At 44.9% G+C, this 24,465-nt stretch carries 25 protein-coding genes and 1 pseudogene; 21 read left to right on the top strand and 5 right to left on the bottom strand.

Translation table 11 applies throughout. The features are described 5' to 3' along the window. The first annotated feature begins 2 nt into the window (after window positions 1-2). The gene (gene phoU, locus AB6E51_RS10485; protein ID WP_009848270.1) at window positions 3-701 is read left to right on the top strand and encodes a phosphate signaling complex protein PhoU; all 699 of its coding nucleotides are present in this window, start codon (window positions 3-5) and stop codon (window positions 699-701) included. Between the two features lie 9 nt (window positions 702-710). Here the strand turns inward: phoU and AB6E51_RS10480 are convergent. From AB6E51_RS10480 to AB6E51_RS10470, 3 genes and pseudogenes are all read right to left on the bottom strand, one after another. Next, a pseudogene (locus tag AB6E51_RS10480) lies at window positions 711-974 on the bottom strand (hypothetical protein); the annotation flags it as partial. A gap of 146 nt (window positions 975-1,120) precedes the next feature. Continuing rightward, window positions 1,121-1,864 carry a copper homeostasis protein CutC gene (locus AB6E51_RS10475; protein ID WP_017062527.1) on the bottom strand — a complete coding sequence of 248 codons (744 nt, stop codon included), beginning with the start codon at window positions 1,862-1,864 and terminating at the stop codon, window positions 1,121-1,123. 311 nt (window positions 1,865-2,175) lie between these two features. Next, on the bottom strand, window positions 2,176-2,784 hold the full coding sequence (locus AB6E51_RS10470; RefSeq protein ID WP_004740353.1) for a peroxiredoxin C: 609 nt from the start codon (window positions 2,782-2,784) through the stop codon (window positions 2,176-2,178). A 210-nt stretch (window positions 2,785-2,994) separates the two neighbouring features. Here AB6E51_RS10470 and AB6E51_RS10465 point away from each other — a divergent pair, with 210 nt between their 5' ends. After that, window positions 2,995-3,900 carry a hydrogen peroxide-inducible genes activator gene (locus tag AB6E51_RS10465; protein WP_017062525.1) on the top strand — a complete coding sequence of 302 codons (906 nt, stop codon included), beginning with the start codon at window positions 2,995-2,997 and terminating at the stop codon, window positions 3,898-3,900. A gap of 69 nt (window positions 3,901-3,969) precedes the next feature. On the opposite strand, the gene AB6E51_RS10460 is transcribed toward AB6E51_RS10465, so the two are convergent. Then, on the bottom strand, window positions 3,970-4,416 hold the full coding sequence (locus AB6E51_RS10460) for a CBS domain-containing protein (RefSeq protein ID WP_017062524.1): 447 nt from the start codon (window positions 4,414-4,416) through the stop codon (window positions 3,970-3,972). A gap of 334 nt (window positions 4,417-4,750) precedes the next feature. Here AB6E51_RS10460 and queA point away from each other — a divergent pair, with 334 nt between their 5' ends. From queA to secF, 5 genes are all read left to right on the top strand, one after another. Next, complete coding sequence (gene queA, locus AB6E51_RS10455) at window positions 4,751-5,803, top strand: tRNA preQ1(34) S-adenosylmethionine ribosyltransferase-isomerase QueA (RefSeq protein ID WP_017062523.1); 1,053 nt, start codon at window positions 4,751-4,753, stop codon at window positions 5,801-5,803. Window positions 5,804-5,993: 190 nt separating this feature from the next. After that, window positions 5,994-7,130, top strand: coding sequence for a tRNA guanosine(34) transglycosylase Tgt (gene tgt / locus AB6E51_RS10450; RefSeq protein ID WP_017056177.1), 1,137 nt, complete (start codon window positions 5,994-5,996; stop codon window positions 7,128-7,130). 111 nt (window positions 7,131-7,241) lie between these two features. Then, entirely contained in the window at window positions 7,242-7,571 is a 330-nt protein-coding gene (gene yajC, locus AB6E51_RS10445; RefSeq protein WP_010440492.1) for a preprotein translocase subunit YajC, read from the top strand. 20 nt (window positions 7,572-7,591) lie between these two features. Beyond that, window positions 7,592-9,448 (top strand): protein translocase subunit SecD, encoded by a 1,857-nt coding sequence (gene secD, locus AB6E51_RS10440; RefSeq protein ID WP_372057525.1) that lies wholly within the window; start codon window positions 7,592-7,594, stop codon window positions 9,446-9,448. Window positions 9,449-9,462: 14 nt separating this feature from the next. Continuing rightward, window positions 9,463-10,410 carry a protein translocase subunit SecF gene (gene secF, locus AB6E51_RS10435; protein WP_016788422.1) on the top strand — a complete coding sequence of 316 codons (948 nt, stop codon included), beginning with the start codon at window positions 9,463-9,465 and terminating at the stop codon, window positions 10,408-10,410. Between the two features lie 303 nt (window positions 10,411-10,713). On the opposite strand, the gene suhB is transcribed toward secF, so the two are convergent. After that, window positions 10,714-11,517 carry an inositol-1-monophosphatase gene (gene suhB / locus AB6E51_RS10430; protein ID WP_372057526.1) on the bottom strand — a complete coding sequence of 268 codons (804 nt, stop codon included), beginning with the start codon at window positions 11,515-11,517 and terminating at the stop codon, window positions 10,714-10,716. Window positions 11,518-11,698: 181 nt separating this feature from the next. On the opposite strand from suhB, the gene trmJ reads away from it, so the two are divergent. The 14 genes from trmJ to ispG all read left to right on the top strand — a co-directional run bounded on the left by trmJ (window position 11,699) and on the right by ispG (window position 24,459). Next, the gene (gene trmJ / locus AB6E51_RS10425; protein WP_017062835.1) at window positions 11,699-12,427 is read left to right on the top strand and encodes a tRNA (cytosine(32)/uridine(32)-2'-O)-methyltransferase TrmJ; all 729 of its coding nucleotides are present in this window, start codon (window positions 11,699-11,701) and stop codon (window positions 12,425-12,427) included. A 116-nt stretch (window positions 12,428-12,543) separates the two neighbouring features. Beyond that, on the top strand, window positions 12,544-13,065 hold the full coding sequence (gene iscR / locus AB6E51_RS10420) for a Fe-S cluster assembly transcriptional regulator IscR (protein WP_010440512.1): 522 nt from the start codon (window positions 12,544-12,546) through the stop codon (window positions 13,063-13,065). Window positions 13,066-13,092: 27 nt separating this feature from the next. Beyond that, window positions 13,093-14,307 carry an IscS subfamily cysteine desulfurase gene (locus AB6E51_RS10415; RefSeq protein ID WP_372057527.1) on the top strand — a complete coding sequence of 405 codons (1,215 nt, stop codon included), beginning with the start codon at window positions 13,093-13,095 and terminating at the stop codon, window positions 14,305-14,307. A gap of 33 nt (window positions 14,308-14,340) precedes the next feature. Continuing rightward, window positions 14,341-14,718: a Fe-S cluster assembly scaffold IscU gene (gene iscU, locus AB6E51_RS10410; protein ID WP_004740340.1), complete on the top strand. Its 378-nt coding sequence runs from the start codon at window positions 14,341-14,343 to the stop codon at window positions 14,716-14,718. Window positions 14,719-14,815: 97 nt separating this feature from the next. Then, a complete protein-coding gene (gene iscA / locus AB6E51_RS10405) occupies window positions 14,816-15,139 on the top strand; it encodes an iron-sulfur cluster assembly protein IscA (protein WP_010440519.1) in 324 nt (107 codons plus the stop codon). A gap of 84 nt (window positions 15,140-15,223) precedes the next feature. Then, window positions 15,224-15,739, top strand: a complete 516-nt coding sequence (hscB, locus tag AB6E51_RS10400; protein ID WP_010440522.1) for a co-chaperone HscB — start codon at window positions 15,224-15,226, stop codon at window positions 15,737-15,739. A gap of 22 nt (window positions 15,740-15,761) precedes the next feature. Then, window positions 15,762-17,612 carry a Fe-S protein assembly chaperone HscA gene (gene hscA / locus AB6E51_RS10395; RefSeq protein ID WP_017062518.1) on the top strand — a complete coding sequence of 617 codons (1,851 nt, stop codon included), beginning with the start codon at window positions 15,762-15,764 and terminating at the stop codon, window positions 17,610-17,612. Window positions 17,613-17,632: 20 nt separating this feature from the next. After that, window positions 17,633-17,971, top strand: coding sequence for an ISC system 2Fe-2S type ferredoxin (gene fdx / locus AB6E51_RS10390; RefSeq protein WP_010440525.1), 339 nt, complete (start codon window positions 17,633-17,635; stop codon window positions 17,969-17,971). A 134-nt stretch (window positions 17,972-18,105) separates the two neighbouring features. Next, window positions 18,106-18,306, top strand: a complete 201-nt coding sequence (gene iscX / locus AB6E51_RS10385; RefSeq protein WP_004740335.1) for a Fe-S cluster assembly protein IscX — start codon at window positions 18,106-18,108, stop codon at window positions 18,304-18,306. Window positions 18,307-18,512: 206 nt separating this feature from the next. Then, window positions 18,513-19,808: an aminopeptidase PepB gene (gene pepB / locus AB6E51_RS10380; protein WP_065584659.1), complete on the top strand. Its 1,296-nt coding sequence runs from the start codon at window positions 18,513-18,515 to the stop codon at window positions 19,806-19,808. A gap of 106 nt (window positions 19,809-19,914) precedes the next feature. Then, window positions 19,915-20,349, top strand: a complete 435-nt coding sequence (ndk, locus tag AB6E51_RS10375; RefSeq protein WP_016797173.1) for a nucleoside-diphosphate kinase — start codon at window positions 19,915-19,917, stop codon at window positions 20,347-20,349. A gap of 441 nt (window positions 20,350-20,790) precedes the next feature. Next, window positions 20,791-21,933 (top strand): bifunctional tRNA (adenosine(37)-C2)-methyltransferase TrmG/ribosomal RNA large subunit methyltransferase RlmN, encoded by a 1,143-nt coding sequence (locus tag AB6E51_RS10370; protein WP_017062516.1) that lies wholly within the window; start codon window positions 20,791-20,793, stop codon window positions 21,931-21,933. A gap of 440 nt (window positions 21,934-22,373) precedes the next feature. Further along, on the top strand, window positions 22,374-23,330 hold the full coding sequence (rodZ, locus tag AB6E51_RS10365) for a cytoskeleton protein RodZ (RefSeq protein ID WP_372057528.1): 957 nt from the start codon (window positions 22,374-22,376) through the stop codon (window positions 23,328-23,330). A 7-nt stretch (window positions 23,331-23,337) separates the two neighbouring features. After that, entirely contained in the window at window positions 23,338-24,459 is a 1,122-nt protein-coding gene (ispG, locus tag AB6E51_RS10360; RefSeq protein ID WP_009848294.1) for a flavodoxin-dependent (E)-4-hydroxy-3-methylbut-2-enyl-diphosphate synthase, read from the top strand. The last annotated feature ends 6 nt before the right edge of the window (window positions 24,460-24,465 follow it).

Here is a 24,465-nt window from a genome sequence, read left to right as displayed (position 1 = left end):
GTATGCATTTCGGTCGCCACATTTCAGGGCAATTCAATGTCGAGTTAGAATCGATCCGTACTCATGTATTGACCATGGGCGGGTTAGTGGAGCAGCAACTCTCGTTTGCAATGCAGGCGCTTCATAAAGACGATGTTGAATTGGCCAAAAAAGTGATTCGTGATGACCACAAAGTGAATGCGATGGAAGTGTCGATTGATGAGGCGTGTACTCGAATCATTGCAAAGCGTCAGCCGACAGCGAAGGATCTGCGTTTGATTATGGCGATCATCAAAACCATTACCGATCTGGAACGTATTGGCGATGTTGCTTCTAAAATTGCGCAAGGTGCTATTGAGATCCCTTCAACCAAAGAGCAAAAATTCCATGTTTCGTTAGAGCCTCTTTGCCGTCAGGCAATCACCATGCTTCACCAAGTGTTAGATGCTTTTGCTCGTATGGATGTTGATGCGGCTGCTGAAGTTCACAAACTTGATGATAAGTTGGATGCGGAATACGAAGCCGTTATTCGTCAGTTAATGACCTATATGATGGAAGACCCTAAGAACATCCCTAATATTTTGCAGGTGATGTGGTCAGCTCGTGCGATTGAGCGAGTGGGAGACCGCTGCCAAAATATCTGCGAATACATTATTTACTTTGTGAAGGGTAAAGATGTACGTCACCTCGGTGATCAAAGCCTTGATGACGCACTAAAATAGAGCTTATCTTTAGAAGCTAATAATGGCACCAAGATTGAAATTGACCGTTGTGTCGTAAGGCACAAAGGTTTTGTTGTGATCAAAAATATTCATATCAACACCAGCACGTAATCCAAGCATTGGTGTCGCTTGGTAAACGTAGGCCCCGCCTAGGCTTATACCATGTGTTGTTTTCTCTTCTACTTCGCCTGAGCGCGTTTTCGTACCGTCATAACTTGCCACGCCAATTTCAGCCTGAAAGCCGTGGATTTGGTTTCTTCCAAACATGTTTTGCTTCGTAACAGGTTTAAATCAAGAGAGCTGAATAAGTCTTTAGCCATATCTATCCATGAAAATTTTCTGCGCTATTAAATCTAATATACGTCAGTCAGTTAGATTAGTCAGCGAGGTTCTCTGGATTTATGCTGGCGACTATTGCCCTAAGCGGTGAGGGCGGCTCTCACATCAGATATCTTACTCGCATCTGTCACTGGGATCTGATAATCATCAATATTATCACTGCCCATTTGAGCACTTGAGTTGTTTTCCATTAGACTCGGCCTTGTCGATTTACCTGAAAGGTGAAGAGCAGGTACTTGGGTAGCGCTTTGAATCATTTTGGCATTCGCAGCGTTAACGCCAGCCCCCGCCATGATATCAATTCGTCCATCGGCTTGTTTGACCATTGCAGCCAATACATCGATACCTTGCTCAGCATTAGCAGCAAGCCCTGATGTCAGGACTCTTTCGCATCCAAGTGTAATGATTTGTTCTAATGCTGCTTGGAAATCAGAGCTTTGATCGATGGCTCTGTGGAAGGTAATCCCAAGCTTTAACGAGTGCGCTTTGTCAGCCAGTTGTTGCATCTTTGGCATATCAATACTTCCGTTCGGCGCTAACACACCAAGTACGACCCCATCCAATCCTGCATTTGCGCAAGCTTCAATATCTTCAAGCATACAGAGCATATCGTCGTTATCGAAAATGAAGTCGCCTTGTCTTGGGCGTATCATAGCGTAGACCGGAACCGACGAAACTATTGCCGCTTGTTTCATCATTCCGAAGCTTGGAGTTAATCCGCCAAGTGCTAATGAAGAGCAAAGCTCAATTCGATTCGCGCCACCAGATAGTGCGGTATGAAGAGATTCTAAGTTATCGATACAGACTTCAATTTCGGTGTTCATCGTGTTTATCCGTTCAAAAAGATACTGATGAAATAATAGCAATCTAGGTGTGATTCTGAATAGATGGGGATAAGGGAAAATAGAGGTAAAGTTTAGGTTTATCGCTACCTCAATTATCTATTACAAGAGTCAGTCTAGGGGAGCGAGGAGGGGGAAAACAAAAAGCCCGAAGCGTTAACTTCGGGCTTTTAATAGGACTTTACTTCTTAACTGATTGGCGGTGCGCTTTGCGCTATTAGCTTATGCTTTATGTCTCTTTAAAGAGAATCTTCCAACCATTAACCCGCGTTGAGTTCGGGCTTAAGAGGTAATTACTTGCTTAGGTCGTCAGCGTGCTCAGATAGGAATGCTGCAACACCTTTTGGAGATGCGTCCATACCTGATTTACCTTCTTCCCATTGTGCAGGACAAACTTCACCGTTCTTCTCGTGGAAGTTTAGTGCGTCTACCATGCGTAGCATTTCGTCGATGTTACGACCTAGTGGAAGATCGTTAACTACTTGGTGACGTACAAGGCCGTCAGCGTCGATTAGGAAAGAACCACGGAAAGCAACGCCTGCTTCTGGGTGCTCAACATCGTATGCTTTGCAGATCTCGTGCTTAACGTCAGCAACTAGAGGGTATTTAACTTGACCGATACCGCCATCAGCGATAGCAGTGTTACGCCATGCGTTGTGAGAGAATTGAGAATCGATAGAAACACCGATTACTTCAACGCCTTTAGCTTGGAAATCTTCAAGACGGTTGTCGAAAGCGATTAGCTCTGAAGGACAAACGAAAGTGAAGTCTAGTGGGTAGAAGAAAACTACAGCTTTCTTACCTTTAGTGAATTCTGCGAAGTTGAAGTTATCAACGATCTCACCGTTACCTAGAACAGCTGCTGCAGTAAAGTCAGGGGCTTGACGACCTACTAGTACCATTTTGGAATCTCCTAAAAAATTAGTTGGCCCAACACATCTTTGTTTGGGCTCCGTTTCTACGGGACAAACTATAGTACAATCGGTACTATAGAAAAAAGCGAATTAAATAGATTAAGTTAATCGAAAAAAGCGATAAGCTTATTCTTTGTCCTGTCCTTAGGTCGAATGACCTTTACCTAACTTATCCTACTCATATTACAAAGTAATTTCATGAATAAATGGCCAAGTCTTAAGCAACTTCACTATCTTGTTACTCTTCACGAAACTCGTCATTTCAGTGATGCCGCAGATCGCTGTTTCGTCAGTCAATCTACGCTAAGTAAAGGCATTCAAAACCTAGAAGAGCTGATTGGTTGCCCGCTTTATGAGAAGAAAGATAAAAAGAGCCCGCTAGTTTTCACGCAAGCAGGTGAGCTGGTGGTCAAGCACGGTCGAGAGCTACTAGCGAAAGGACAAGATCTCGTAGAGCTTGGAAATCTATGTAACGGGGATGCGATGCAAGGGCAGCTGCGAGTCGGGTGTATTCCTACTATAGCGCCGTTCCTTTTGTGCGATTTGGTACAGGAAGCCAACCAGCGCTTTCCACAATTAAATTTGCTGTTACGTGAAGACACAACGACCAACCTATTGGCTGCGCTGCGTCATGGAGACTTAGATGTGCTGATTCTGGCTTTGCCTGTCGATATCGACAATATGGAAAGCCAAGTTGTTGGGCAAGACCCTTTCCGGATGGTGATCAGTCGCAATCAAGCTGATGGTATTCGCGTTCCGATTAAATACGATGACCTGCCAGACGAATCTGTATTTTTGTTGGAGAACGAGCATTGCTTAACCGAGCATGCTGTGTCGGCTTGTAAGTTAACGGATAAAGAGAAGATCAACCCGTTCACTGCGACGAGCCTTCACACATTGGTGCAAATGGTGGCCAATGGTTTAGGAACCACCTTTATTCCGCAAATGGCGATCGACCACGGTTTATTGGAAAACCAGAATCTCGTTGTGATCGATCCTCCTGGTCAGCAGGCCTACCGAGATATTGGCCTTGTCTGGCGACCAAGCTCTTCGCGTCGTGAGACATTCCATCAATTAGCGGATGTGGTATCTGAGCTTCTATAATAATCCGCTGCGACAACAATCCCTCTGAGCGGCTGAATTGGCCGCTCTTCTTTATATCAATTCCGAGCGTTACTCTACTTCTGCTTCTTCTGGCTCTACTTCTTCTTGCAGCTCCAGTAAATTGATCGCTATCGTGACAAAATCGCTGTCTGTAATAATGCCTACTAGTTCGTGGTTTTCTACGACAGGTAAACAGCCCACTTTATGTTTCTGCATGTAGATAGCCGATTCTTTTAATCCTGCACGCGGCTCTACCGACATAACACTTTTGTGCATGATGTCGTTGAGGGGAGTAGCAAGAGTAAAAGATTGAGCTTGTGGGATGTTTTGTAGGCTGGATTCTTGAGCGGCGAGAACGTCTCGTTGTGTGACGACACCTAGTAGTTGCCTGTCGGAATCGACGACCGGAATATGGCGGATATCAAGTGCTTCCATCATGTGCTTAGCATCGGCCAGTGAGTGTGAGCGCAATAGGGTATGAGGGTTGCGAGTCATCATATCTTCAACCTTGATCATACGAACCTCCTTCTTTTTTATTTGTTGCTATTACTATAGTTTTTTATCCAAAAAATAACTGAGATCTGACGCATTCTTGGGTGAGTTTTATGCAACTAATTCTTTAGCTTGAGGAGGTGAATCAGTCGCATTATTTTACGCCTCTTTACAATAATCCAGTGCTGTAAACCTTGCTATTGCGGCTCGTGTGCCTATACTAGCCCACTGCGAAATTTTTAGTCGTGTTTGCGATGTGTTTCTGGTAACGATTGACTTACCGTAACGATTATCCAGCAACTACGATTTATGATTCGTCAACGGCACAAATCTCATCAACTAAGACAAGACTAGACACATGCAAGTTTCAGATTTTCACTTTGACCTACCAGATGAACTCATTGCTCGCTACCCTCAAGAGGAGCGTACAGCAAGCCGCCTGCTTAAATTAGATGGCAACAGCGGTAACCTAGCTGATGGTTCGTTTAAAGACGTTTTAGACTTGGTTGAGCCAGGCGATCTTGTTGTTTTCAATAACACTCGAGTGATTCCAGCTCGTGTATTTGGTCGCAAGGCATCAGGCGGTAAGCTTGAAGTGCTGGTTGAACGTATGCTTGATGAGAAAAGCATTCTTGCGCATGTTCGTTGTTCTAAATCACCGAAGCCGGGTACCAAGTTGTTCCTTGGTGAGAACGATGAATATGAAGCTGAAATGGTGGCGCGTCACGATGCGTTATTCGAAATCCATTTCACATCCGATCAAAGCGTTTTAGAGATTCTTAACAGTGTTGGTCACATGCCACTGCCTCCTTACATCGATCGTCCTGATGAAGATGCAGATAAAGAGCGCTACCAGACTGTCTATAATGAAAAGCCGGGTGCGGTTGCAGCGCCAACAGCAGGCCTTCACTTTGATGACAAGCTAATGGCTGACATGAAAGAAAAAGGTGTTGAGTTTGCTTACGTGACGCTTCACGTTGGTGCTGGTACGTTCCAGCCAGTAAAAGTAGATAACATCAATGATCACCACATGCATGCTGAGTACGTTGAAGTGCCGCAAGAAGTGGTCGACGCCGTAGCTGCAGCAAAAGCTCGTGGCGGACGTATTATTGCTGTTGGTACAACATCAGTACGCTCACTAGAAAGTGCAGCGCAAGATGCATTGAAGAAAGGCACCGAGCTCGTTCCTTTCTTTGGTGATACAGAAATCTTCATCTTCCCTGGCTATGAATACCAGTTGGTGGATTGCCTGATTACCAACTTCCACTTGCCAGAATCAACACTGATTATGTTGGTGAGTGCATTTGCAGGTTACGACAACGTGATGGGCGCTTACGATCACGCCGTGAAGAGCGAATACCGTTTCTTCAGCTACGGCGATGCGATGTTCATCAATAAGAAAACGAGCTAACTTAAGCTGGTTTAAGCGATACAAAAATTTACGGGTGCTAGCAGTAAGCTAGGAGTCGGGCAGGGTGTCTGTCTAATCTCTCGCAAGGAATACGCGACCGCTCCTCATAGAACCCACTAGACTGAACTTTTGTTTGGCCTAAGGTTCTGAATTAACAGTCAGATTGTTTCTCTGGCATATTGGAGGCTTCGTGAAATTAAAATACGAACTTAAAAAAACTAATAGCGGCGCACGTCGTGGTCAACTTCAGTTTGAACGCGGTACCGTTGAAACCCCAGCATTCATGCCTGTAGGTACTTACGGTACTGTTAAAGGTATGACACCTGAAGAAGTAAAAGACACAGGTGCTGAAATCCTATTAGGTAACACATTCCACCTATGGCTACGTCCTGGTCAAGAAATCATGAAAATGCACGGTGACCTGCACGATTTCATGAACTGGCACGGTCCTATCCTGACTGATTCAGGCGGCTTTCAAGTATTCAGCCTAGGTGCAATGCGTAAAATCACTGAAGAGGGTGTTCATTTCCGTAACCCTGTAAACGGTGACAAGATCTTCATGGACGCTGAGAAGTCTATGGAAATCCAAAAAGATTTAGGCTCAGACATCGTAATGATCTTCGATGAGTGTACGCCTTACCCTGCGACACACAAAGAAGCAAAAGACTCAATGGAGATGTCTCTTCGTTGGGCTGAGCGTTCACGTAACCACTTCGACAAACTTGAAAACCCGAACTCACTGTTCGGTATCGTTCAAGGTGGCGTGTACGAAGACCTTCGTGATGTATCCGTTAAAGGCCTAACAGAAATTGGTTTTGACGGTTACGCAGTAGGTGGCCTAGCAGTAGGCGAACCAAAAGAAGATATGCACCGCATTCTTGAGCACACATGTCCTCAACTGCCAGAAGATAAGCCACGTTACCTAATGGGCGTAGGCAAACCGGAAGACTTGGTTGAAGGTGTTCGTCGCGGTATCGACATGTTTGACTGTGTAATGCCAACGCGAAATGCACGTAACGGCCACCTGTTTGTGACTGAAGGTGTGATCAAGATCCGTAATGCGAAGCATAAAACCGATACAACACCACTAGATTCAGAGTGTGACTGTTACACTTGTAAGAACTACAGCAAGTCGTACTTACACCATTTGGATCGTTGTAACGAAATCCTAGGTGCTCGACTGAACACGATTCATAACCTGCGTTTCTACCAACGAGTAATGTCAGACATTCGTCAGTCTATCGATGAAGACCGCTTTGAAGAGTTCGTTGCAGAGTTCTACGCAAGAATGGGGCGTGAAGTGCCACCACTAGGTAAAGAATCTTAGTATTTCTTTTTTGCGAGCCCTATCTCTCTTCCGAGTGATGGGGCTTGAAAATAAAGGGATGCAACCCAATTAGACAAACAATTACGAAAATATAAATAGAGGATGTTTTAAATGTTTATTTCTCAAGCTCACGCAGCAGCAGAAGGTGCACCAGCAGGCGGCGGTTTCGAAATGCTTATCATGCTAGGTATGTTCGCTGTGATCTTCTACTTCATGATCTACCGTCCACAAGCTAAGCGTGTTAAAGAGCACAAGAACCTTATGTCTTCTATGGGCAAAGGCGATGAAGTTCTTACAAGCGGCGGCCTAATCGGCAAGATCACTAAGATTGCAGAAGACAGTGACTACGTTGCTATCGAACTGAATGCAAACAACGAAGTAGTTATCAAGAAAGACTTCGTTACAGCAGTGCTACCAAAAGGTACTCTGAAATCTCTATAAACAGCTAGAGGATCCTCGCTGTGCTAAACCGTTACCCGTTATGGAAGTACCTGATGGTGGTGTTTACTATCGCCATCGCTGCGTTGTACGCACTTCCGAATATATACGGTGAAGATCCGGCAGTTCAAGTTACAGGGGCGCGCGGCGCCTCTGTAGATATGTCTACGCTGGATGCTGTCACCAATGCTCTTGAAGCTGAAAATCTTTCTACTAAATCCGTTGCTCTAGAAAACGGTTCCATTCTTGTTCGCTTTAACGATACAGACTCTCAAATCAGTGCCCGTGATGTCATCACTGAAGCATTAGATGAAGATGTAATCGTTGCTTTAAACTTAGCGGCTTCAACTCCTGATTGGCTTGAATCTATTGGTGCTGCACCAATGAAACTTGGTCTTGACCTACGTGGTGGTGTTCACTTCTTGATGGAAGTGGATATGGACGCTGCGATGCAAAAGCTGGTTGGCCAACAAGAAGAAGCGTTCCGTAGTGAACTTCGTGAAGAGAAAATCCGTTACCGTGCAATTCGCCCGTCTGGTAAAGATGCGGTTGAAGTGATTCTACGTAACGCCGAGCAACTTGCTGAAGCTAAATCGCTACTGCAATCTAAGCACCAAGACATGACGTTTGTAGATTCTGAATCTAATGGTCGTTTTTCTTTGGTTGCTAGCTTCACAGAGGCTCGTCTTCAAGAAATCCGCAACTACGCGGTAGAGCAAAACATTACCATTCTACGTAACCGTGTAAACGAACTTGGTGTTGCTGAACCTTTGGTTCAACGTCAAGGCTCTAGCCGTATCGTAGTGGAGTTGCCTGGTGTTCAAGACACGGCTCGCGCTAAAGAAATTCTTGGTGCTACCGCGACGCTTGAGTTCCGTGAAGTGGATAGCAGTGCTGACTTAGCCGCTGCCGCTTCTGGTCGTACCCCTGCGGGTAGCGAAATCAAGCAAGATCGTGATGGTCGTCCTGTGGTACTTAAGAAGCGCGTTATTCTAGGCGGTTCAAGTATTACTGATGCAAGCTCAAGTGTTGATGAATATGGTCGCCCTCAAGTTAACATCTCGCTAGACAGCGAAGGTGGCAGCAAGATGTCTGCGTTCTCTCGTCAGAATATCGGTAAGCTAATGGCAACGGTATTTGCAGAGTACAAAGACAGCGGTCGTAAAACACCGGAAGGTCGAGTTATCTTGAGTAAGCACGAAGAAGTGATTAACCAAGCGACGATTCAATCTGCACTTGGTCGTAACTTCCGTATTACTGGTATTGATTCAACAGCTGAAGCTCATAACTTGGCACTTCTACTTCGTGCTGGTGCATTGATTGCGCCTATCTCGATTGTAGAAGAACGTACCATTGGTCCATCTATGGGGCAGCAAAACATCGATATGGGTATCATGGCGATGGTTTGGGGTATGGCTGCGGTTATGTTATTCACGCTGCTTTACTACCGTAGCTTTGGTCTGATTGCGAACGTTGCGCTAATGGCTAACTTGGTGTTGATTATCGGTGTGATGTCGATGATCCCGGGGGCTACCATGACCCTGCCAGGTATTGCCGGTATCGTATTAACGGTCGGTATGGCGGTCGATGCGAACGTTCTGATCTTTGAGCGTATACGTGAAGAGCTTCGAGATGGACGCAGTCCACAACAAGCGATTCACCAAGGTTACGCGAACGCATTCAGCACAATCGCCGATGCCAACATCACCACACTACTAACAGCAATCATTCTATTTGCTGTGGGTACGGGTGCTATCAAAGGCTTCGCGGTAACGCTGTCTATCGGTATCTTGACTTCAATGTTTACAGCTATTATCGGAACACGTTGTATCGTGAACCTGATGTATGGCGGCAAACGCGTTAAGAAACTGTCGATCTAAGGCTAGGAATTAATATGTTTCAGATTCTAAAAGCAGAAAAAATGATCGACTTTATGCGTTGGTCAAAGGTTGCCTTTGTATTCTCTATCTTGATGATTGGTACTGCTATCTTCACCTTAACAACGAAGTCGTTGAACTGGGGTTTAGATTTTACCGGCGGTACGCTGATTGAAGTGGGTTTCGAGCAACCAGCAAACCTACCTGACATTCGAAGTGCACTAGAAGCTGAAGGCTTTGGTGATGCTACGGTTCAGAACTTTGGTTCTGCGCGTGAGGTAATGGTTCGTCTACGTCCACGTGACGGTGTTGCAGGCGAAACGCTTGGTAACCAGATCCTGACTGCAATTAAAGATGGTACTGGTGAGCAAGTTGAAATGCGCCGTATCGAGTTCGTTGGTCCAAACGTGGGTGATGAACTAACAGAAGCTGGTGGCCTTGCTATTCTAGTTTCTCTTATCTGTATCTTGATCTACGTGTCAGTGCGATTTGAATGGCGTTTGGCTGCAGGTGCTGTATTAGCCCTAGCACACGACGTTATCATCACACTAGGTGTGTTCTCTCTAATGCAAATTGAGGTAGACCTTACTATCGTAGCAGCCTTGCTTACGGTGGTCGGTTACTCCCTCAACGATACCATAGTGGTATTTGACCGGATTCGTGAGAACTTCCGTAAGATGCGTAAAGGCGAAGCACCTGAAGTACTGAACAGCTCAATCACACAAACATTGAGCCGTACATTGATCACTTCTGGTACAACGTTGTTCGTGGTTATCGCTCTGTTTGTACAGGGTGGTGCTATGATTCACGGCTTCGCGACTGCACTTCTATTAGGTATTACAGTGGGTACTTACTCTTCTATCTACGTTGCATCAGCACTGGCTATGAAGTTGGGTATCACGCGTGAACACCTAATGCCACCACAAGTGGACAAAGAAGGTGAAGAGTTTGACGAAATGCCTTAGGCCTAAAACCTAACAAGTTTCGCTAAACCAAAAAAAAACCGCTAGGCAACTAGCGGTTTTTTTATATCTGTATTTTATAGGTAAGCTTGTGCTATCTAAGGGGCTTTTTAGCATTTACCAATCCGTAAATCACTATCAAGTGAGGGGCTAAATGCAACTGATAGGGTAAGTGATTTGTGCTCACTGTACTAACCGTCGTCTTGCTCGTATCTCGTACCGCAGATACAAAAAAGCCCCGCGGATAGCGAGGCTCTTCATTAAATTTTTTGCCCTTAACTAAAGAGCATTAACGTAAGGTCTGAATTACTTCAGCATACCTTCGTTAGAGTTCTCGCGAACGTGCTTAAGAATAGACTTAACACCACGTGCACTTGAAGCAACAACATTACCAGACGTCATGTAGTCAGTGCCGCCAGCAAAGTCAGTCATGATAGCGCCAGCTTCACGAGCGATTAGATCGCCAGCAGCTAGATCCCATGGCTTAAGACCAAGTTCTAGGTAACCGTCAACACGACCAGCCGCTAGGTAACATAGGTCAAGAGCTGGAGAACCAGTACGACGGAAGTCAGCGCAATCTACGAATAAAGCTGAGATGATTTTCATGAAAGATTCAGAGTGTTGTTTTTGCTTGAATGGGAAACCAGTCGCTAAAACAGTACCTTGAAGGTCTTTAAGTTGAGTAACACGCATACGAGCGTTGTTAAGTTGAGCGCCAGCGCCACGTTGAGCAGTGAATAGCTCGTTTAGCATTGGGTCATAAACACAAGCAACTTCTGTACGACCGTTCATACGAACAGCAATAGATACAGAGAAGTGAGGGAAACCTTTTACAAAGTTGTTGGTGCCATCTAGTGGGTCAACGATCCATTGTACATCAGAGTCTTTACCTTCAGTCAGGCCTGACTCTTCAGAAATAATGCTGTGCTCTGGGTAAGATGCTTTGATTGTCTCAATGATCATGTACTCAGCTTCTTGAGCAATGTTAGTAACGTAATCGTTGTTACCTTTTAGAGACGATTCGATCTTATCAGTTGTTTCTAGAGATTTAGCAATATGGTTGCCAGCTTTACGCGCAGCGCGTATCGCAATGTTTAGCATTGGATGCATATGGTTTTTCCCACAAGATGTTAAAGAACAATTTAAAGCGGCGGCGAGTATACCAAAGTTTTACCAAAAGGGAAGTGGTTATTTTTTGAACTCTTGGTTTCACATTACGCGAAGGGTCTGACCATTTTACTTTGCTATGTGTTAATATCTCGCGATTATTTTTAAAGTGGTGTCATATAGCATGTTAGACAATGTAAAAGTCGTTCTGGTTGGTACGTCTCATTCGGGAAATATCGGATCAGCAGCTCGCGCAATGAAAGTGATGGGTTTGAGTCAATTAGTTCTTGTAGACCCTCAATGTGAAGTTGACGAGCAGACCTTAGCACTGGCTGCGGGTGCAGGTGACATCGCAGAAAACGCGACCATCGTTTCTACATTAGACGAAGCCGTAAAAGACTGTGGTTTGGTTGTTGGTTCGAGTGCACGTTCACGTACGCTTGAATGGCCAATGCTTGAGCCTCGTGAGTGTGGACAAAAGTTTGCGATTGAAGGTCAAAAGCACCCAGTCGCATTAGTGTTCGGCCGTGAACGTACTGGCTTGACTAACGATGAGCTTCAGAAGTGCCACTTCCATGTATGTATCCCAGCTAACCCTGAATACAGCTCGCTAAACCTAGCAATGGCAGTGCAGACTCTGAGCTACGAAGTGCGTGTAGCTCACCTTGATATGGTCGCTAGCCAATATCAGCCACAGCAACAAGATGAGTACCCTCGTCACGAAGAACTAGAAATGTTCTATGAGCACCTTGAAAAAGTGATCATTGATACCCAATTTATCTCTAAGGATAAGCCAGGTCAGGTGATGAATAAACTACGTCGTCTGTTCAGTCGAGCTCGTCCAGAGTTGCAAGAGATCAACACTCTACGCGGCATTTTGACTTCAATTGAGAAGAGCAAAAACGACAAATAAAAACCACACAAACCCTAAGGGTGAATACTTGACTAAAATAGTCAACCAAATACTTGACCAATTTAGTCGGGTATGGGAAGATTCCAACCACATAAACAATGTGGATTCGGTGTGATATGAAACTTACATCTAAAGGAAGATATGCGGTAACAGCTATGCTAGATGTAGCACTGCATTCGCAAAAAAGCCCAGTTCCTCTGGCTGATATTTCAGAGCGACAGGGCATCTCATTATCTTACTTAGAACAGCTATTTTCTAAGTTACGTAAAGCTGGCTTAGTTGCTAGTGTTCGTGGTCCTGGCGGTGGTTACCGTTTAGGTGCTGAAGCGAGCGACATCGCTGTCGGAACTGTAATTGCTGCAGTAGACGAATCAGTTGATGCAACTAAGTGTCACGGTCGAGCAGATTGCCAAGGTGGTAGTCGTTGTTTAACTCACACTCTTTGGCGTGATTTAAGCTCCCGAATCAGCAGCTTCTTAAATGACATTACGCTCGGTGAGCTAATGAAAGATAACGAAGTTTTAGAGATTTCTGATCGTCAAGATATCGATCTTGCGGTTAATAATGGTTTTGCACATAAAAATACGAGCACTACAACGATTAGTGCAGCACCTCACGGTGTTAATGCCCGCTCTTAGCGGTCAGTTTTTACATTGGAGTAGAAAATGAAACTGCCTATTTACTTTGACTATTCAGCTACATGCCCAGTCGATCCACGTGTTGCTGAAAAAATGGTTCAGTGCATGACGATGGACGGTAACTTCGGTAACCCTGCATCTCGTTCACACCGTTACGGCTGGCAGGCAGAAGAATCAGTAGATAATGCTCGTGAGCAAATTGCCGATCTACTAAATGCAGACCCACGTGAGATTGTTTTCACGTCAGGTGCTACAGAGTCAGACAACCTTGCTATCAAAGGTGCAGCGCACTTTTACGAGAAGAAAGGTAAGCACGTAATCACGTGTAAAACAGAACATAAAGCGGTTCTTGATCCATGTCGCCAACTAGAGCGTGAAGGTTTTGAGGTGACTTACCTTGAGCCTGAAGCAAACGGCATCATTGATTTAGACAAGCTACAAGCAGCAATGCGTGAAGATACGGTTCTTGTTTCTATCATGCACGTAAACAACGAGATTGGTGTAATCCAAGATATCTCTGCAATCGGCGAATTATGTCGTTCACGCAAGATCATCTTCCACGTTGATGCGGCTCAGTCTGCGGGTAAAATCCCACTAGATGTAAAAGAGATGAAAGTTGACCTTATCTCTCTTTCTGCACACAAAGCATACGGCCCTAAAGGCATCGGCGCTTTGTACGTTCGTCGTAAGCCACGTATTCGTCTTGAAGCACAGATGCACGGTGGAGGTCACGAACGTGGTTTCCGTTCTGGTACGCTTGCTACTCACCAAATCGTGGGTATGGGCGAAGCTTTTGCCATCGCTAAACAAGACATGCAGAAAGATTACGATCACGCACTAGCACTTCGTGAGCGCCTATTGAAAGGTGTTCAAGATCTAGAAGCGGTAACCGTAAACGGCGACCTAGACCAACGTGTACCACACAACCTAAACGTGAGCTTCGCTTTCGTTGAAGGTGAGTCTCTGCTTATGTCTCTAAAAGACCTAGCGGTATCATCAGGTTCTGCATGTACATCAGCAAGCCTAGAGCCTTCATACGTTCTACGTGCTCTTGGTCTGAACGATGAACTGGCACACAGCTCAGTACGTTTCTCATTCGGCCGTTTCACAACGGAAGAAGAAATCGACTACGCGATTGCACAAATTCGTGTAGCGGTAAACAAATTACGCGACATGTCTCCTCTATGGGATATGTATAAAGAAGGGATTGATTTGAACACTGTTGAGTGGGCTCATCACTAATCTCACGGAAATAGAGGATTCGAGGTAACTATCATGGCATATAGCGAAAAAGTAATTGATCACTACGAAAACCCACGTAACGTAGGTTCGTTTGATAAAGAAGACCCAAGTGTAGGTAGCGGCATGGTTGGCGCACCAGCTTGTGGTGACGTAATGAAACTTCAAATCAAGGTAACGCCAGAAGGCATTATCGAAGATGCAAAATTCAAAACTTACGGCTGCGGTAGCGCAATCGCGTCTAGCTCACTAGTAACTGAGTGGGTTAAAGGTAAAAGTATTGATGAAGCGGCTGCTATCAAAAACTCTGAAATCGCAGAAGAGCTAGAGTTGCCACCAGTGAAAGTTCACTGTTCAATTCTTGCTGAAGATGCAATCAAAGCAGCAGTTGCGGATTACAAAAAGAAGCGTTAATCGTTTCATTAAGTAATCACAAAAAATAAGCAATATTTGGGAGCACCCTTTGTGCTCCCCCTGAGTTCTCAATTTATATAAAACACAAGGTTGTAGTATGGCCATCACCATGACAGATACGGCAGCAAGCCGAGTTCAAGCTTTCCTAGATAACCGAGGTAAAGGTATCGGGTTGCGCTTAGCGGTAAAAACTACTGGCTGTTCGGGTATGGCGTATGTACTGGAATTCGTTGACGAGCTCAACGAAGAAGACGAAGTGTTCGAGCATTCAGGTGTTAAGGTCATCATTGATCCAAAGAGCCTAGTTTACCTAGACGGTACTGAGCTTGATTACGTAAAAGAAGGCCTAAACGAAGGTTTTGAATTCAACAACCCTAACGCGAAAGGCGAATGTGGTTGTGGTGAGAGCTTCAATGTATAAACGCCTCAATCGTTGAGCGTTTATAATGAGCGAAGAATAAAATTAGGCTCTAAGCAAAGAGCCTAAACTTAGGACCACCGTTACATGAATCATTTCGAATTATTTGGGCTACCACTTCAGTTTCAACTGGATGGTAGCCTTCTTTCTTCTCAGTTTAGAGATCTGCAACGCCAATTCCACCCTGATAAATTTGCCACGGCTTCTGAGCGAGATCGCTTGCTGGCTGTGCAAAAAGCTGCGCAAATCAATGATGCGTACCAGGTGTTGAAAAATCCAGTCAGCCGCGCTGAATACCTGTTAGTTCAACATGGTGAGGATATTCGTGGTGAGCAGCAGACTATGCAAGATCCTATGTTCCTGATGGAGCAAATGGAATTGCGTGAAGAGCTGGAAGATATCGCCGACAGTTCTGATCCTGAAGATGCTTTGTTTGCATTTGAAGGAAAGGTTAGCAAAATGTATAAACAACAATTAAGCGCTATCCAACAAGAACTCGACAGCGAAGCTTGGTTAGAAGCTGCAGACCGAGTAAGAAAGCTTAAGTTTATTGCAAAATTAAAGAATGAAATCGAGTTAGTTGAAGATCGTTTGATCGGCTAGTTCGTATAACAAGGACACATCCATGGCACTACTTCAGATTGCAGAACCAGGGCAAAGCGCCGCTCCTCACCAGCACAAGCTTGCAGTGGGTATTGATTTAGGTACAACAAACTCATTGGTTGCGTCAGTGCGCAGTGGTGAGGCAAGCACGCTTGTTGATCAACAAGGTCGCAGTATTCTCCCTTCCGTTGTTCACTATCAGTCAGAGTCGTACACCACTGGTGATGAAGCGCGTGTAAATGCACAAACTGATCCTAAAAATACCATTATCTCAGTTAAGCGATTAATCGGTCGTTCACTGTCAGATATTCAACAGCGATATCCATCTCTGCCATATCAGTTTGAAGAAAGTGATAATGGCCTGCCTGTGATTAACACAGCGCAAGGAAATAAGAACCCAATTCAAGTATCTGCAGATATTCTTCGTGCACTCGGTCAACGTGCTGAGTCGACGTTAGGTGGTGAATTGGCTGGTGCCGTGATTACCGTCCCTGCGTACTTTGATGATGCACAACGTGCAGGTACCAAAGACGCAGCGCAACTTGCTGGTCTTCATGTGTTACGTCTTCTTAATGAACCCACTGCAGCTGCGATTGCTTATGGCTTGGATTCAGGTAAAGAAGGGGTAATCGCTGTTTATGACTTAGGCGGTGGTACGTTTGATATCTCTATCCTACGCCTGTCTAAAGGTGTCTTCGAAGTTTTAGCAACCGGTGGTGACTCTGCATTAGGCGGCGATGACTTTGACCATTTAATTGCGGATCATTTCCAAGAGCAAATGGGCTTGTTAGAGCTGACAGCAGAACAGAACCGTATTCTTCTAGACGCAGCAACAGAAGCGAAGATTGGCTTATCTGAAGCTGAAAGCGTTAATGTTGAAGCACTAGGTTGGTCTGGCTCTTTAACTCGTGAAGAGTTCGAAGAGATCATCAAGCCACTAGTTAAGAAAACGCTGCTTTCGTGCCGCCGAGCACTGAAAGATGCGGAAGTTGACGCGGATGAAGTACTAGAAGTCGTGATGGTAGGTGGTTCAACTCGTACCTTACTTGTTCGTGAAATGGTCGGTGGCTTCTTTGGTCGTACTCCATTAACCAGTATTAACCCTGATGAAGTGGTTGCGATTGGCGCATCGATTCAAGCGGATATCTTAGTTGGCAACAAGCCTGACTCTGAGATGCTGCTATTGGATGTTATCCCTCTGTCACTGGGTATCGAAACCATGGGTGGCTTAGTCGAAAAGATCATCCCTCGTAATACCACGATCCCAGTTGCTCGTGCACAAGAGTTTACCACGTTCAAAGACGGTCAAACTGCAATGACAGTACACACCGTGCAAGGCGAGCGTGAGATGGTTGATGACTGTCGTTCACTGGCTCGATTTGCTCTGAAAGGCATCCCGCCGATGACTGCAGGTGCTGCTCATATTCGTGTTACTTACCAAGTGGATGCTGATGGCCTGCTATCAGTTACCGCAATGGAGAAGAGCACTGGCGTTCAAGCTGAAATCCAAGTTAAGCCTTCTTACGGTCTAAGCGACAACGAAGTGGCTAGCATGCTGAAAGATTCGATGACGTTTGCAAAAGAAGACATGCAAGCGCGTGCTCTTGCTGAGCAACGCGTAGAAGCGGATCGCGTTATCGAAGGCCTTATCGCTGCAATGCAAGCCGACGGTGACGAGCTACTTGATGAGCAAGGCAAACAACAACTTGTTCAAGCGATTGAAGCACTGATTGAAGTGCGTAATGGCGACAACGCTGATGCTATTGAACTAGAAATTAAGAATACCGACAAAGCGAGCCAAGACTTTGCTTCTCGTCGTATGGATAAATCAATTCGTGCTGCACTGTCAGGTCAGTCAGTCGATAATATTTAATAGTTAGAGAATAGATAAACATGCCAAAGATTATTGTTTTACCTCACGAAGATCTATGTCCAGAAGGCGCTGTTTTAGAAGCAAAAACTGGTGAGACGGTTCTTGATGTTGCATTGAAGGCCGGTATTGGTATTGAACACGCATGTGAAAAATCGTGTGCATGTACAACATGTCACGTTGTGATTCGTGAAGGTTTTGATTCTTTAGAAGAGAGTGATGATCTAGAAGACGACATGCTAGATAAAGCATGGGGCTTAGAGATGGAATCTCGCTTGGGTTGCCAAGCTAAAGTGGCTGATACGGATCTTGTTGTAGAGATTCCAAAGTACACGTTGAACCTGGCTTCTGAAGACCATTAAGAACCTGTTCTCAGTCATGGCTAATACAGCGATGACTGAGAGAGTTATTGCTTAGACAAACATACTAAGAAAACTGGCCTAGAATATAGATCATAAAGGTGACAGAGCGTCGCTGATAAATATAAGGAAGTGTTATGAGCTTGAAGTGGATTGATTCGCGAGATATCGCAATTGAGCTATGTGATTTGTACCCTGATACTGATCCTAAAACGGTACGTTTTACCGATCTGCATCAATGGGTGCTAGACCTTGAAGAGTTCGACGACGAGCCTAACCACTCGAATGAAAAAATCTTAGAGGCTATTATTTTGTGCTGGATGGATGAGATGGATTAATCCTCTTATCTGATGATTTGGTCGCGGGTTGGCATCAGTCCAATATAAAACGCAGTCAAGTTAACAATTCTTACTAAAAAAAGCGGACCTTATGGTCCGTTTTTTTATCAAAATGACATTTTCATCCTACATAATGCTAACATCAGTGAGCTAATAAAAAATAATCAGAATCACACTCTCGAAGTGGTTCATGACAAGGAGAAATCATGTCTACACAGATGCCAGTATTTTTAAGTCAAGAAGCTGCCCAGCCTCAGTGGGGAGCAAGAGCTATTTTATCGTTCTCAGAAGCGGGAGCGACAATTCACATTGGTGAAGGCCACGATCTAGGCGCAGTTCAACGTGCGGGTCGTACGCTTGACGGACAAGGTATCGCATTCGTTTCACTTCGTGGTGAAGGTTGGGATCTAGAAAGCGTTTGGGCTTTCTACCAAGGCTACCGTGGACCAAAGAAAAAGAATGCATTGGAATGGGATGCACTTTCAGAAGCCGATCAAACTGAGCTTGAAGCTCGTATTCGCGCAACTGACTGGACGCGTGACATTATCAATAAAACCGCTGAAGAAGTGGCACCTCGTCAACTTGCGACAATGGCTGCAGAATACATCAAGTCAGTGGCGCCAGCGGGCACTGTTAAAGCGAAGATCGTTAAAGACAAGGATCTACTAACCGAAGGTTGGGAAGGCATCTACGCGGTCGGCCGTGGCTCTGAGCGTACATCAGCAATGCTGCAACTGGACTTCAACCCAACAGGCGATGAAAACGCACCTGTATTTGCCTGTTTAGTCGGTAAAGGTATTACGTTCGATTCGGGCGGTTACAGTATCAAGCCAGGCCAATTCATGACAGCGATGAAAGCTGACATGGGTGGCGCAGCAACGATTACTGGTGGCTTAGGTCTTGCGATTGAACGCGGTCTTAACAAGCGCATCAAGCTTATTCTATGTTGCGCAGAGAACATGATCTCTGGTCGCGCATTGAAGCTTGGCGATATCATTACCTACAAAAACGGTAAAACAGTTGAGATCATGAACACTGATGCGGAAGGTCGCTTAGTGCTAGCTGATGGCCTGATGTACGCAAGTGCACAAAGCCCTGAGCTGATCATCGACTGTGCAACGCTAACAGGCGCGGCTAAAAACGCATTAGGTAACGACTACCACGCACTATTAAGCTTCGATGATGAGTTGTCTCACCAAGCGCTAACGGCGGCAAATCAAGAGAAAGAAGGCTTATGGCCACTGCCTCTTGCTGATTTCCACCGTGGTATGTTGCCTTCAAACTTTGCTGATCTTTCAAACATCAGCACAGGCGATTACACACCGGGTGCAAGTACAGCAGCGGCATTCCTTTCTTACTTTGTAGATGATTACAAAAAAGGTTGGATTCATATGGATTGCGCGGGTACTTACCGTAAGTCAGCAAGTGATAAGTGGGCGGCAGGCGCAACGGGTATGGGCGTTCGCACACTGGCTCGTCTTCTTATCGACCAAGCAAAATAATAATAAGGGTGAGCGGTATTTTGTGCCGCTCATTCATAAAGCTCAGATCGAAAGATCTCAGTAATTTCAGTATTTAATAACAAAAAAATGAAGTGAAGGAATCCCTATGGCTCTAGAAAGAACGTTCTCAATTGTTAAGCCGGATGCAGTTAAGCGTAACCTAGTTGGTGAAATCTACCACCGTATCGAAAAAGCAGGCCTAGAAATTATTGCTGCTAAAATGGTTCGTCTTACTGAAGAGCAAGCGAGTGGCTTCTACGCTGAACATGAAGGCAAAGAGTTCTTCCCAGCTCTTAAAGAGTTTATGACTTCTGGTCCTATCATGGTTCAAGTGCTTGAAGGCGAAAACGCTATCGCTCGTTACCGTGAGCTTATGGGTAAAACAAACCCAGAAGAAGCGGCATGTGGCACTATCCGTGCTGACTACGCAATCAGCATGCGTTACAACTCAGTACACGGCAGCGACAGCCCTGAGTCTGCAGCTCGCGAAATCGAATTCTTCTTCCCAGAATCTGAAATTTGCCCACGCCCAGCTCAATAATCGGCACAGCAAATGATTCTAAAGGCTTCACTTCGGTGAGGCCTTTTTTGTAAGTGGATTTTACGCTCTCGATAATCAATTTAGTCGTCATTCTCGAAAGCGACGAAGGAGCGTAATCGGGAATCTGTTTTTGTTATTGGAGATTCCAGATACTTCGTTCCTCAGTTCTGGAATGACGGGGAACTTTGGAGCAACCATCTCGTGGTAAATATTATCGAGCAATTGGTGATTATTTACGTCATTCCCGAAAGCGACGAAGGAGTGTAATCGGGAATCTTTGTTTAAATTGGGTAATCTCAGGCCGATAAATACAATTGTTCAAATTTTAATCGCTTAAGTTTGAATGTCTTAATAAACACAGGGTTTTACAATGCTTGTTGAAGTTGCGTAAAGCCTGTACAATTCGCGCCCTTAATTATTGTTCCGTCATTGAGAGGCATCATGACCACAGCTAAAGTCAATCTACTCGATTTTGATCGTAAAGGTCTTCGTAAATTTTTCACAGAAGAACTGAATGAGAAAGCGTTTCGAGCAGAGCAAGTGATGAAGTGGATTTATCACTTCGGTGTCGATGACTTCGAACAAATGAATAACATCAACAAAAAGTTACGTGAGAAACTTCAACGTCGCTGTGAGATTGTTGCACCTGTTGTTTCTGAAGCTCAACACTCTTCAGATGGCACAATTAAATGGGCGATGAGCGTTGGCGACCAAGACGTTGAAACGGTATACATCCCAGATGGTGACCGTGCGACGCTATGTGTATCTTCACAGGTTGGTTGTGCACTTGAATGTAAGTTCTGTTCTACAGCTCAACAAGGCTTCAACCGTAACCTAAAAGTTTCAGAGATTGTTGGCCAAATCTGGCGCGCATCTCGCGAAATCGGCCTAGAAAAAGAAACCGGTCGTCGTCCAATTACTAACGTTGTAATGATGGGTATGGGTGAGCCTCTATTGAACATGAAGAACCTAATGCCATCATTAGAAATCATGCTTGATGATCTAGGTTTCGCACTGTCTAAGCGTCGTGTAACCGTATCAACTTCTGGTGTTGTTTCTGGCCTTGACCAAATGACAGACAACATCGATGTCGCATTGGCTATTTCTCTACATGCGCCAAACGATGCACTACGTAGCCAAATCATGCCGATCAACGACCGTTGGGATATCCAAGACTTCCTAGCATCTGTTCGTCGTTACATTGCATCTTCAAATGCTAACCGCGGTAAAGTAACGGTTGAGTACGTGTTATTGGATCATGTGAATGATGATATGGACCACGCACGTGAACTTGCTGAGCTAATGAAAGAGACGCCTTGTAAGATCAACTTGATTCCATTCAACCCTTACCCGGGGTCGCCTTATAAGAAGCCAAGCAACTCTCGTATTGATCGCTTCCAAAAAACGCTGATGGAATACAACTACACAGTAACCGTTCGTAAGACTCGTGGTGATGATATTGATGCCGCGTGTGGTCAGTTAGTCGGTGATGTGATTGATAGAACCAAGCGTACTAAAATGCTTAAAGCAGCCTCTGAAGCGAACTTGATTGCCGGTGGTGTGATTGAAGTAAAAGCGGTATAAAACGCGATTAGAACCTAAACAAGCCAGAAGTCTTACTTCTGGCTTGTTGCTTTTCTGGGGTGCAGTTTTTGATTTTTTGGACTTCTTGCCCACGCTTTCTTACATTTTTCGTCAAATTTTGGACAAAACCATGAGCTGACGGTAAATTTTGTTTAAAGTGTTTTTGCCTTGTAATGGCATTAGCTTATGATTAACTAATCTTAAATTAATTTAAGTGCTCGCTTGCTACTGATCATCAATATGTCTATTTAGGTTGGCTACTTGATAAACTAGCTTCCTGAGAAGGTCATCCATAATAAATGAATGATGTTCGCCTTTAAGGGTTGATGATTTAGATAGCAGGAAAAATTCCACATAACGTGGGTTGTTAGATTGAGCTTAAACGACAATAAGAAAACGCTCTCCTCAACCTGCGATAATACTTTAGAAGTTCACTCTCTATGAACACAGAACAAGATACACAAGCGCAAGAAAACGTAGCTCCAGCTTTGGAAGCGGGAACGCTGCTTAAGAACAAACGAGAATCTCTTGGTTTAACGCAAAAGCAGATTTCTGATCGCTTGAAACTTCGCGTTACTCTGATCCAACAAATTGAAGAAAACCAATTCGAGTCAGATCAAGTGGCGACGTTTATGCGTGGCTATATTCGTTCATACGCGAAATACGTCAATCTTGACGAAAAAGTCGTATTGAGTGCGCTGCATCATGCCGGTGATGCTCAGCATCAAGAGCAAGAAATGTTGAGCTTTTCTCGTAAGACCAAAACCGAGAAGCACAACAGCCGTATTATGATCCTGACTTGGAGTATTTTTGCGGTCATTGCGGGTATCTCCTCACTTTGGTGGTGGCAGAACCAACAACAAGACACCCTATCTCAATCTTTAGCGAATACTGAAAGCTCAGAAGAGCTAGCGGTAGAAGAATCACTTGCCCCTGAATTCACCTCTTTAGAAGTGATTGAAGCTGAACAAAACGAAGCGGGTGCTTCTGTTGTTGAAGGTACTGAAGGCCTTGCTGCAATAAGCGATGCGGAAGATACTTCAGGTGCTGTTACTCCAGCTGACGAAACTTCTGCACAACAAACAACAGAGACTGAACCAACTGCTGAAGCTGCTGCGAATGCAGAAACGGTTGAAGCTAGCACGGCTCCTGAAGCTGTGGCTAACGAACTAGTGATGCAGTTCACCGCTGATTGCTGGATCCAAGTAAAAGATGCAACGGGTAAAACCTTGTCGACTGGCATCAAAAAAGCAGGTCAGTCGTTAAATCTATCAGGAACTGCGCCATATAAAGTGATTCTAGGTGCGCCAGAAGGCGTATCAATGACATTTGCAAGTGAACCTGTCGACCTTTCTGGGTATACTTCAGGCAAAGTAGCTAGAATAACCTTACCTTAGAGTTAATATGCAACACGAATCTCCTATTATTCGTCGCAAATCAACCCGTATTTATGTGGGTGATGTGCCGATCGGTGATGGTGCACCAATTGCTGTGCAATCCATGACCAACACAAGAACAACAGATGTAGCCGCGACCGTTGCTCAAATTAGAGCTCTGGAAAAAGTTGGCGCTGATATCGTTCGCGTATCTGTACCGACTATGGATGCAGCTGAAGCCTTTAAGCTAATCAAGCAGCAGGTCTCTGTTCCTTTGGTTGCTGATATTCACTTCGACTACCGTATCGCACTTAAAGTGGCGGAATACGGCGTTGACTGTCTGCGTATCAACCCAGGTAACATCGGTAACGAAAGCCGTATCCGCTCAGTTGTTGATTGTGCACGTGATATGAATATTCCGATTCGTATTGGTGTTAACGGCGGTTCTCTTGAGAAAGAGATCCAAGAGAAATACACAGAACCTACAGCAGAAGCGCTTGTTGAATCAGCAATGCGTCATGTAGATATCCTAGACCGTCTGAACTTTGATCAATTCAAAGTCAGCGTGAAGGCTTCTGATGTATTCCTTGCTGTCGGTTCTTACCGTTTGCTGGCTAAGCAGATTGATCAACCTCTCCACCTTGGTATTACCGAAGCGGGTGGTGCGCGTGCAGGCTCTGTGAAGTCAGCGGTAGGTTTAGGAATGCTTCTTTCTGAAGGTATCGGCGATACGCTGCGTATATCGCTAGCGGCTGATCCGGTTGAAGAGATCAAAGTTGGCTTTGATATTCTTAAATCTTTGCGCATTCGTTCGCGTGGCATCAACTTCATTGCGTGTCCGAGCTGTTCTCGTCAAGAGTTCGATGTTATTAACACCGTTAATGCCCTTGAAGAGCGCCTAGAAGACGTGATCACTCCAATGGACGTATCTATCATCGGTTGTGTGGTTAACGGCCCTGGTGAAGCTGAAGTGTCTCACTTAGGTTTAGCTGGTAGTGCACGTAAGAGTGCCTTCTACGAAGATGGTAAGCGTCAGAAAGAGCGCTTCGACAACGATGACCTTGTCGACAAACTTGAAGCTAAGATTCGTGCAAAAGCGTCAGTGCTTGATAAAGCAAATCGCATTGATGTAGAAAACTTAGAAGATTAATACAAC

It is taken from the genome of Vibrio sp. 10N.247.311.47, assembly GCF_041467535.1.
GTDB classification, from domain to species: Bacteria; Pseudomonadota; Gammaproteobacteria; order Enterobacterales; family Vibrionaceae; genus Vibrio; species Vibrio crassostreae_C.
The sequence above is the reverse complement of the archived record's forward strand: the minus strand, read 5'-3'. Positions and strand labels throughout refer to the sequence as shown.

Excerpts from the sequence above, each read along its gene's own strand:
- hscB (WP_010440522.1), top strand. The coding sequence starts at position 15,224 with ATGAATCATTTCGAATTATTTGGGCTACCACTTCAGTTTCAACTGGAT.
- rodZ (WP_372057528.1), top strand. The coding sequence starts at position 22,374 with ATGAACACAGAACAAGATACACAAGCGCAAGAAAACGTAGCTCCAGCT.
- secF (WP_016788422.1), top strand. The coding sequence starts at position 9,463 with ATGTTTCAGATTCTAAAAGCAGAAAAAATGATCGACTTTATGCGTTGG.
- pepB (WP_065584659.1), top strand. The coding sequence starts at position 18,513 with ATGTCTACACAGATGCCAGTATTTTTAAGTCAAGAAGCTGCCCAGCCT.
- iscR (WP_010440512.1), top strand. The coding sequence starts at position 12,544 with ATGAAACTTACATCTAAAGGAAGATATGCGGTAACAGCTATGCTAGAT.
- iscU (WP_004740340.1), top strand. The coding sequence starts at position 14,341 with ATGGCATATAGCGAAAAAGTAATTGATCACTACGAAAACCCACGTAAC.
- queA (WP_017062523.1), top strand. The coding sequence starts at position 4,751 with ATGCAAGTTTCAGATTTTCACTTTGACCTACCAGATGAACTCATTGCT.
- AB6E51_RS10470 (WP_004740353.1), bottom strand. The coding sequence starts at position 2,784 with ATGGTACTAGTAGGTCGTCAAGCCCCTGACTTTACTGCAGCAGCTGTT.
- hscA (WP_017062518.1), top strand. The coding sequence starts at position 15,762 with ATGGCACTACTTCAGATTGCAGAACCAGGGCAAAGCGCCGCTCCTCAC.
- AB6E51_RS10370 (WP_017062516.1), top strand. The coding sequence starts at position 20,791 with ATGACCACAGCTAAAGTCAATCTACTCGATTTTGATCGTAAAGGTCTT.
- ispG (WP_009848294.1), top strand. The coding sequence starts at position 23,338 with ATGCAACACGAATCTCCTATTATTCGTCGCAAATCAACCCGTATTTAT.
- fdx (WP_010440525.1), top strand. The coding sequence starts at position 17,633 with ATGCCAAAGATTATTGTTTTACCTCACGAAGATCTATGTCCAGAAGGC.
- AB6E51_RS10415 (WP_372057527.1), top strand. The coding sequence starts at position 13,093 with ATGAAACTGCCTATTTACTTTGACTATTCAGCTACATGCCCAGTCGAT.
- iscA (WP_010440519.1), top strand. The coding sequence starts at position 14,816 with ATGGCCATCACCATGACAGATACGGCAGCAAGCCGAGTTCAAGCTTTC.
- AB6E51_RS10475 (WP_017062527.1), bottom strand. The coding sequence starts at position 1,864 with ATGAACACCGAAATTGAAGTCTGTATCGATAACTTAGAATCTCTTCAT.
- AB6E51_RS10460 (WP_017062524.1), bottom strand. The coding sequence starts at position 4,416 with ATGATCAAGGTTGAAGATATGATGACTCGCAACCCTCATACCCTATTG.
- ndk (WP_016797173.1), top strand. The coding sequence starts at position 19,915 with ATGGCTCTAGAAAGAACGTTCTCAATTGTTAAGCCGGATGCAGTTAAG.
- AB6E51_RS10465 (WP_017062525.1), top strand. The coding sequence starts at position 2,995 with ATGAATAAATGGCCAAGTCTTAAGCAACTTCACTATCTTGTTACTCTT.
- yajC (WP_010440492.1), top strand. The coding sequence starts at position 7,242 with ATGTTTATTTCTCAAGCTCACGCAGCAGCAGAAGGTGCACCAGCAGGC.
- trmJ (WP_017062835.1), top strand. The coding sequence starts at position 11,699 with ATGTTAGACAATGTAAAAGTCGTTCTGGTTGGTACGTCTCATTCGGGA.
- phoU (WP_009848270.1), top strand. The coding sequence starts at position 3 with ATGCATTTCGGTCGCCACATTTCAGGGCAATTCAATGTCGAGTTAGAA.
- suhB (WP_372057526.1), bottom strand. The coding sequence starts at position 11,517 with ATGCATCCAATGCTAAACATTGCGATACGCGCTGCGCGTAAAGCTGGC.
- iscX (WP_004740335.1), top strand. The coding sequence starts at position 18,106 with ATGAGCTTGAAGTGGATTGATTCGCGAGATATCGCAATTGAGCTATGT.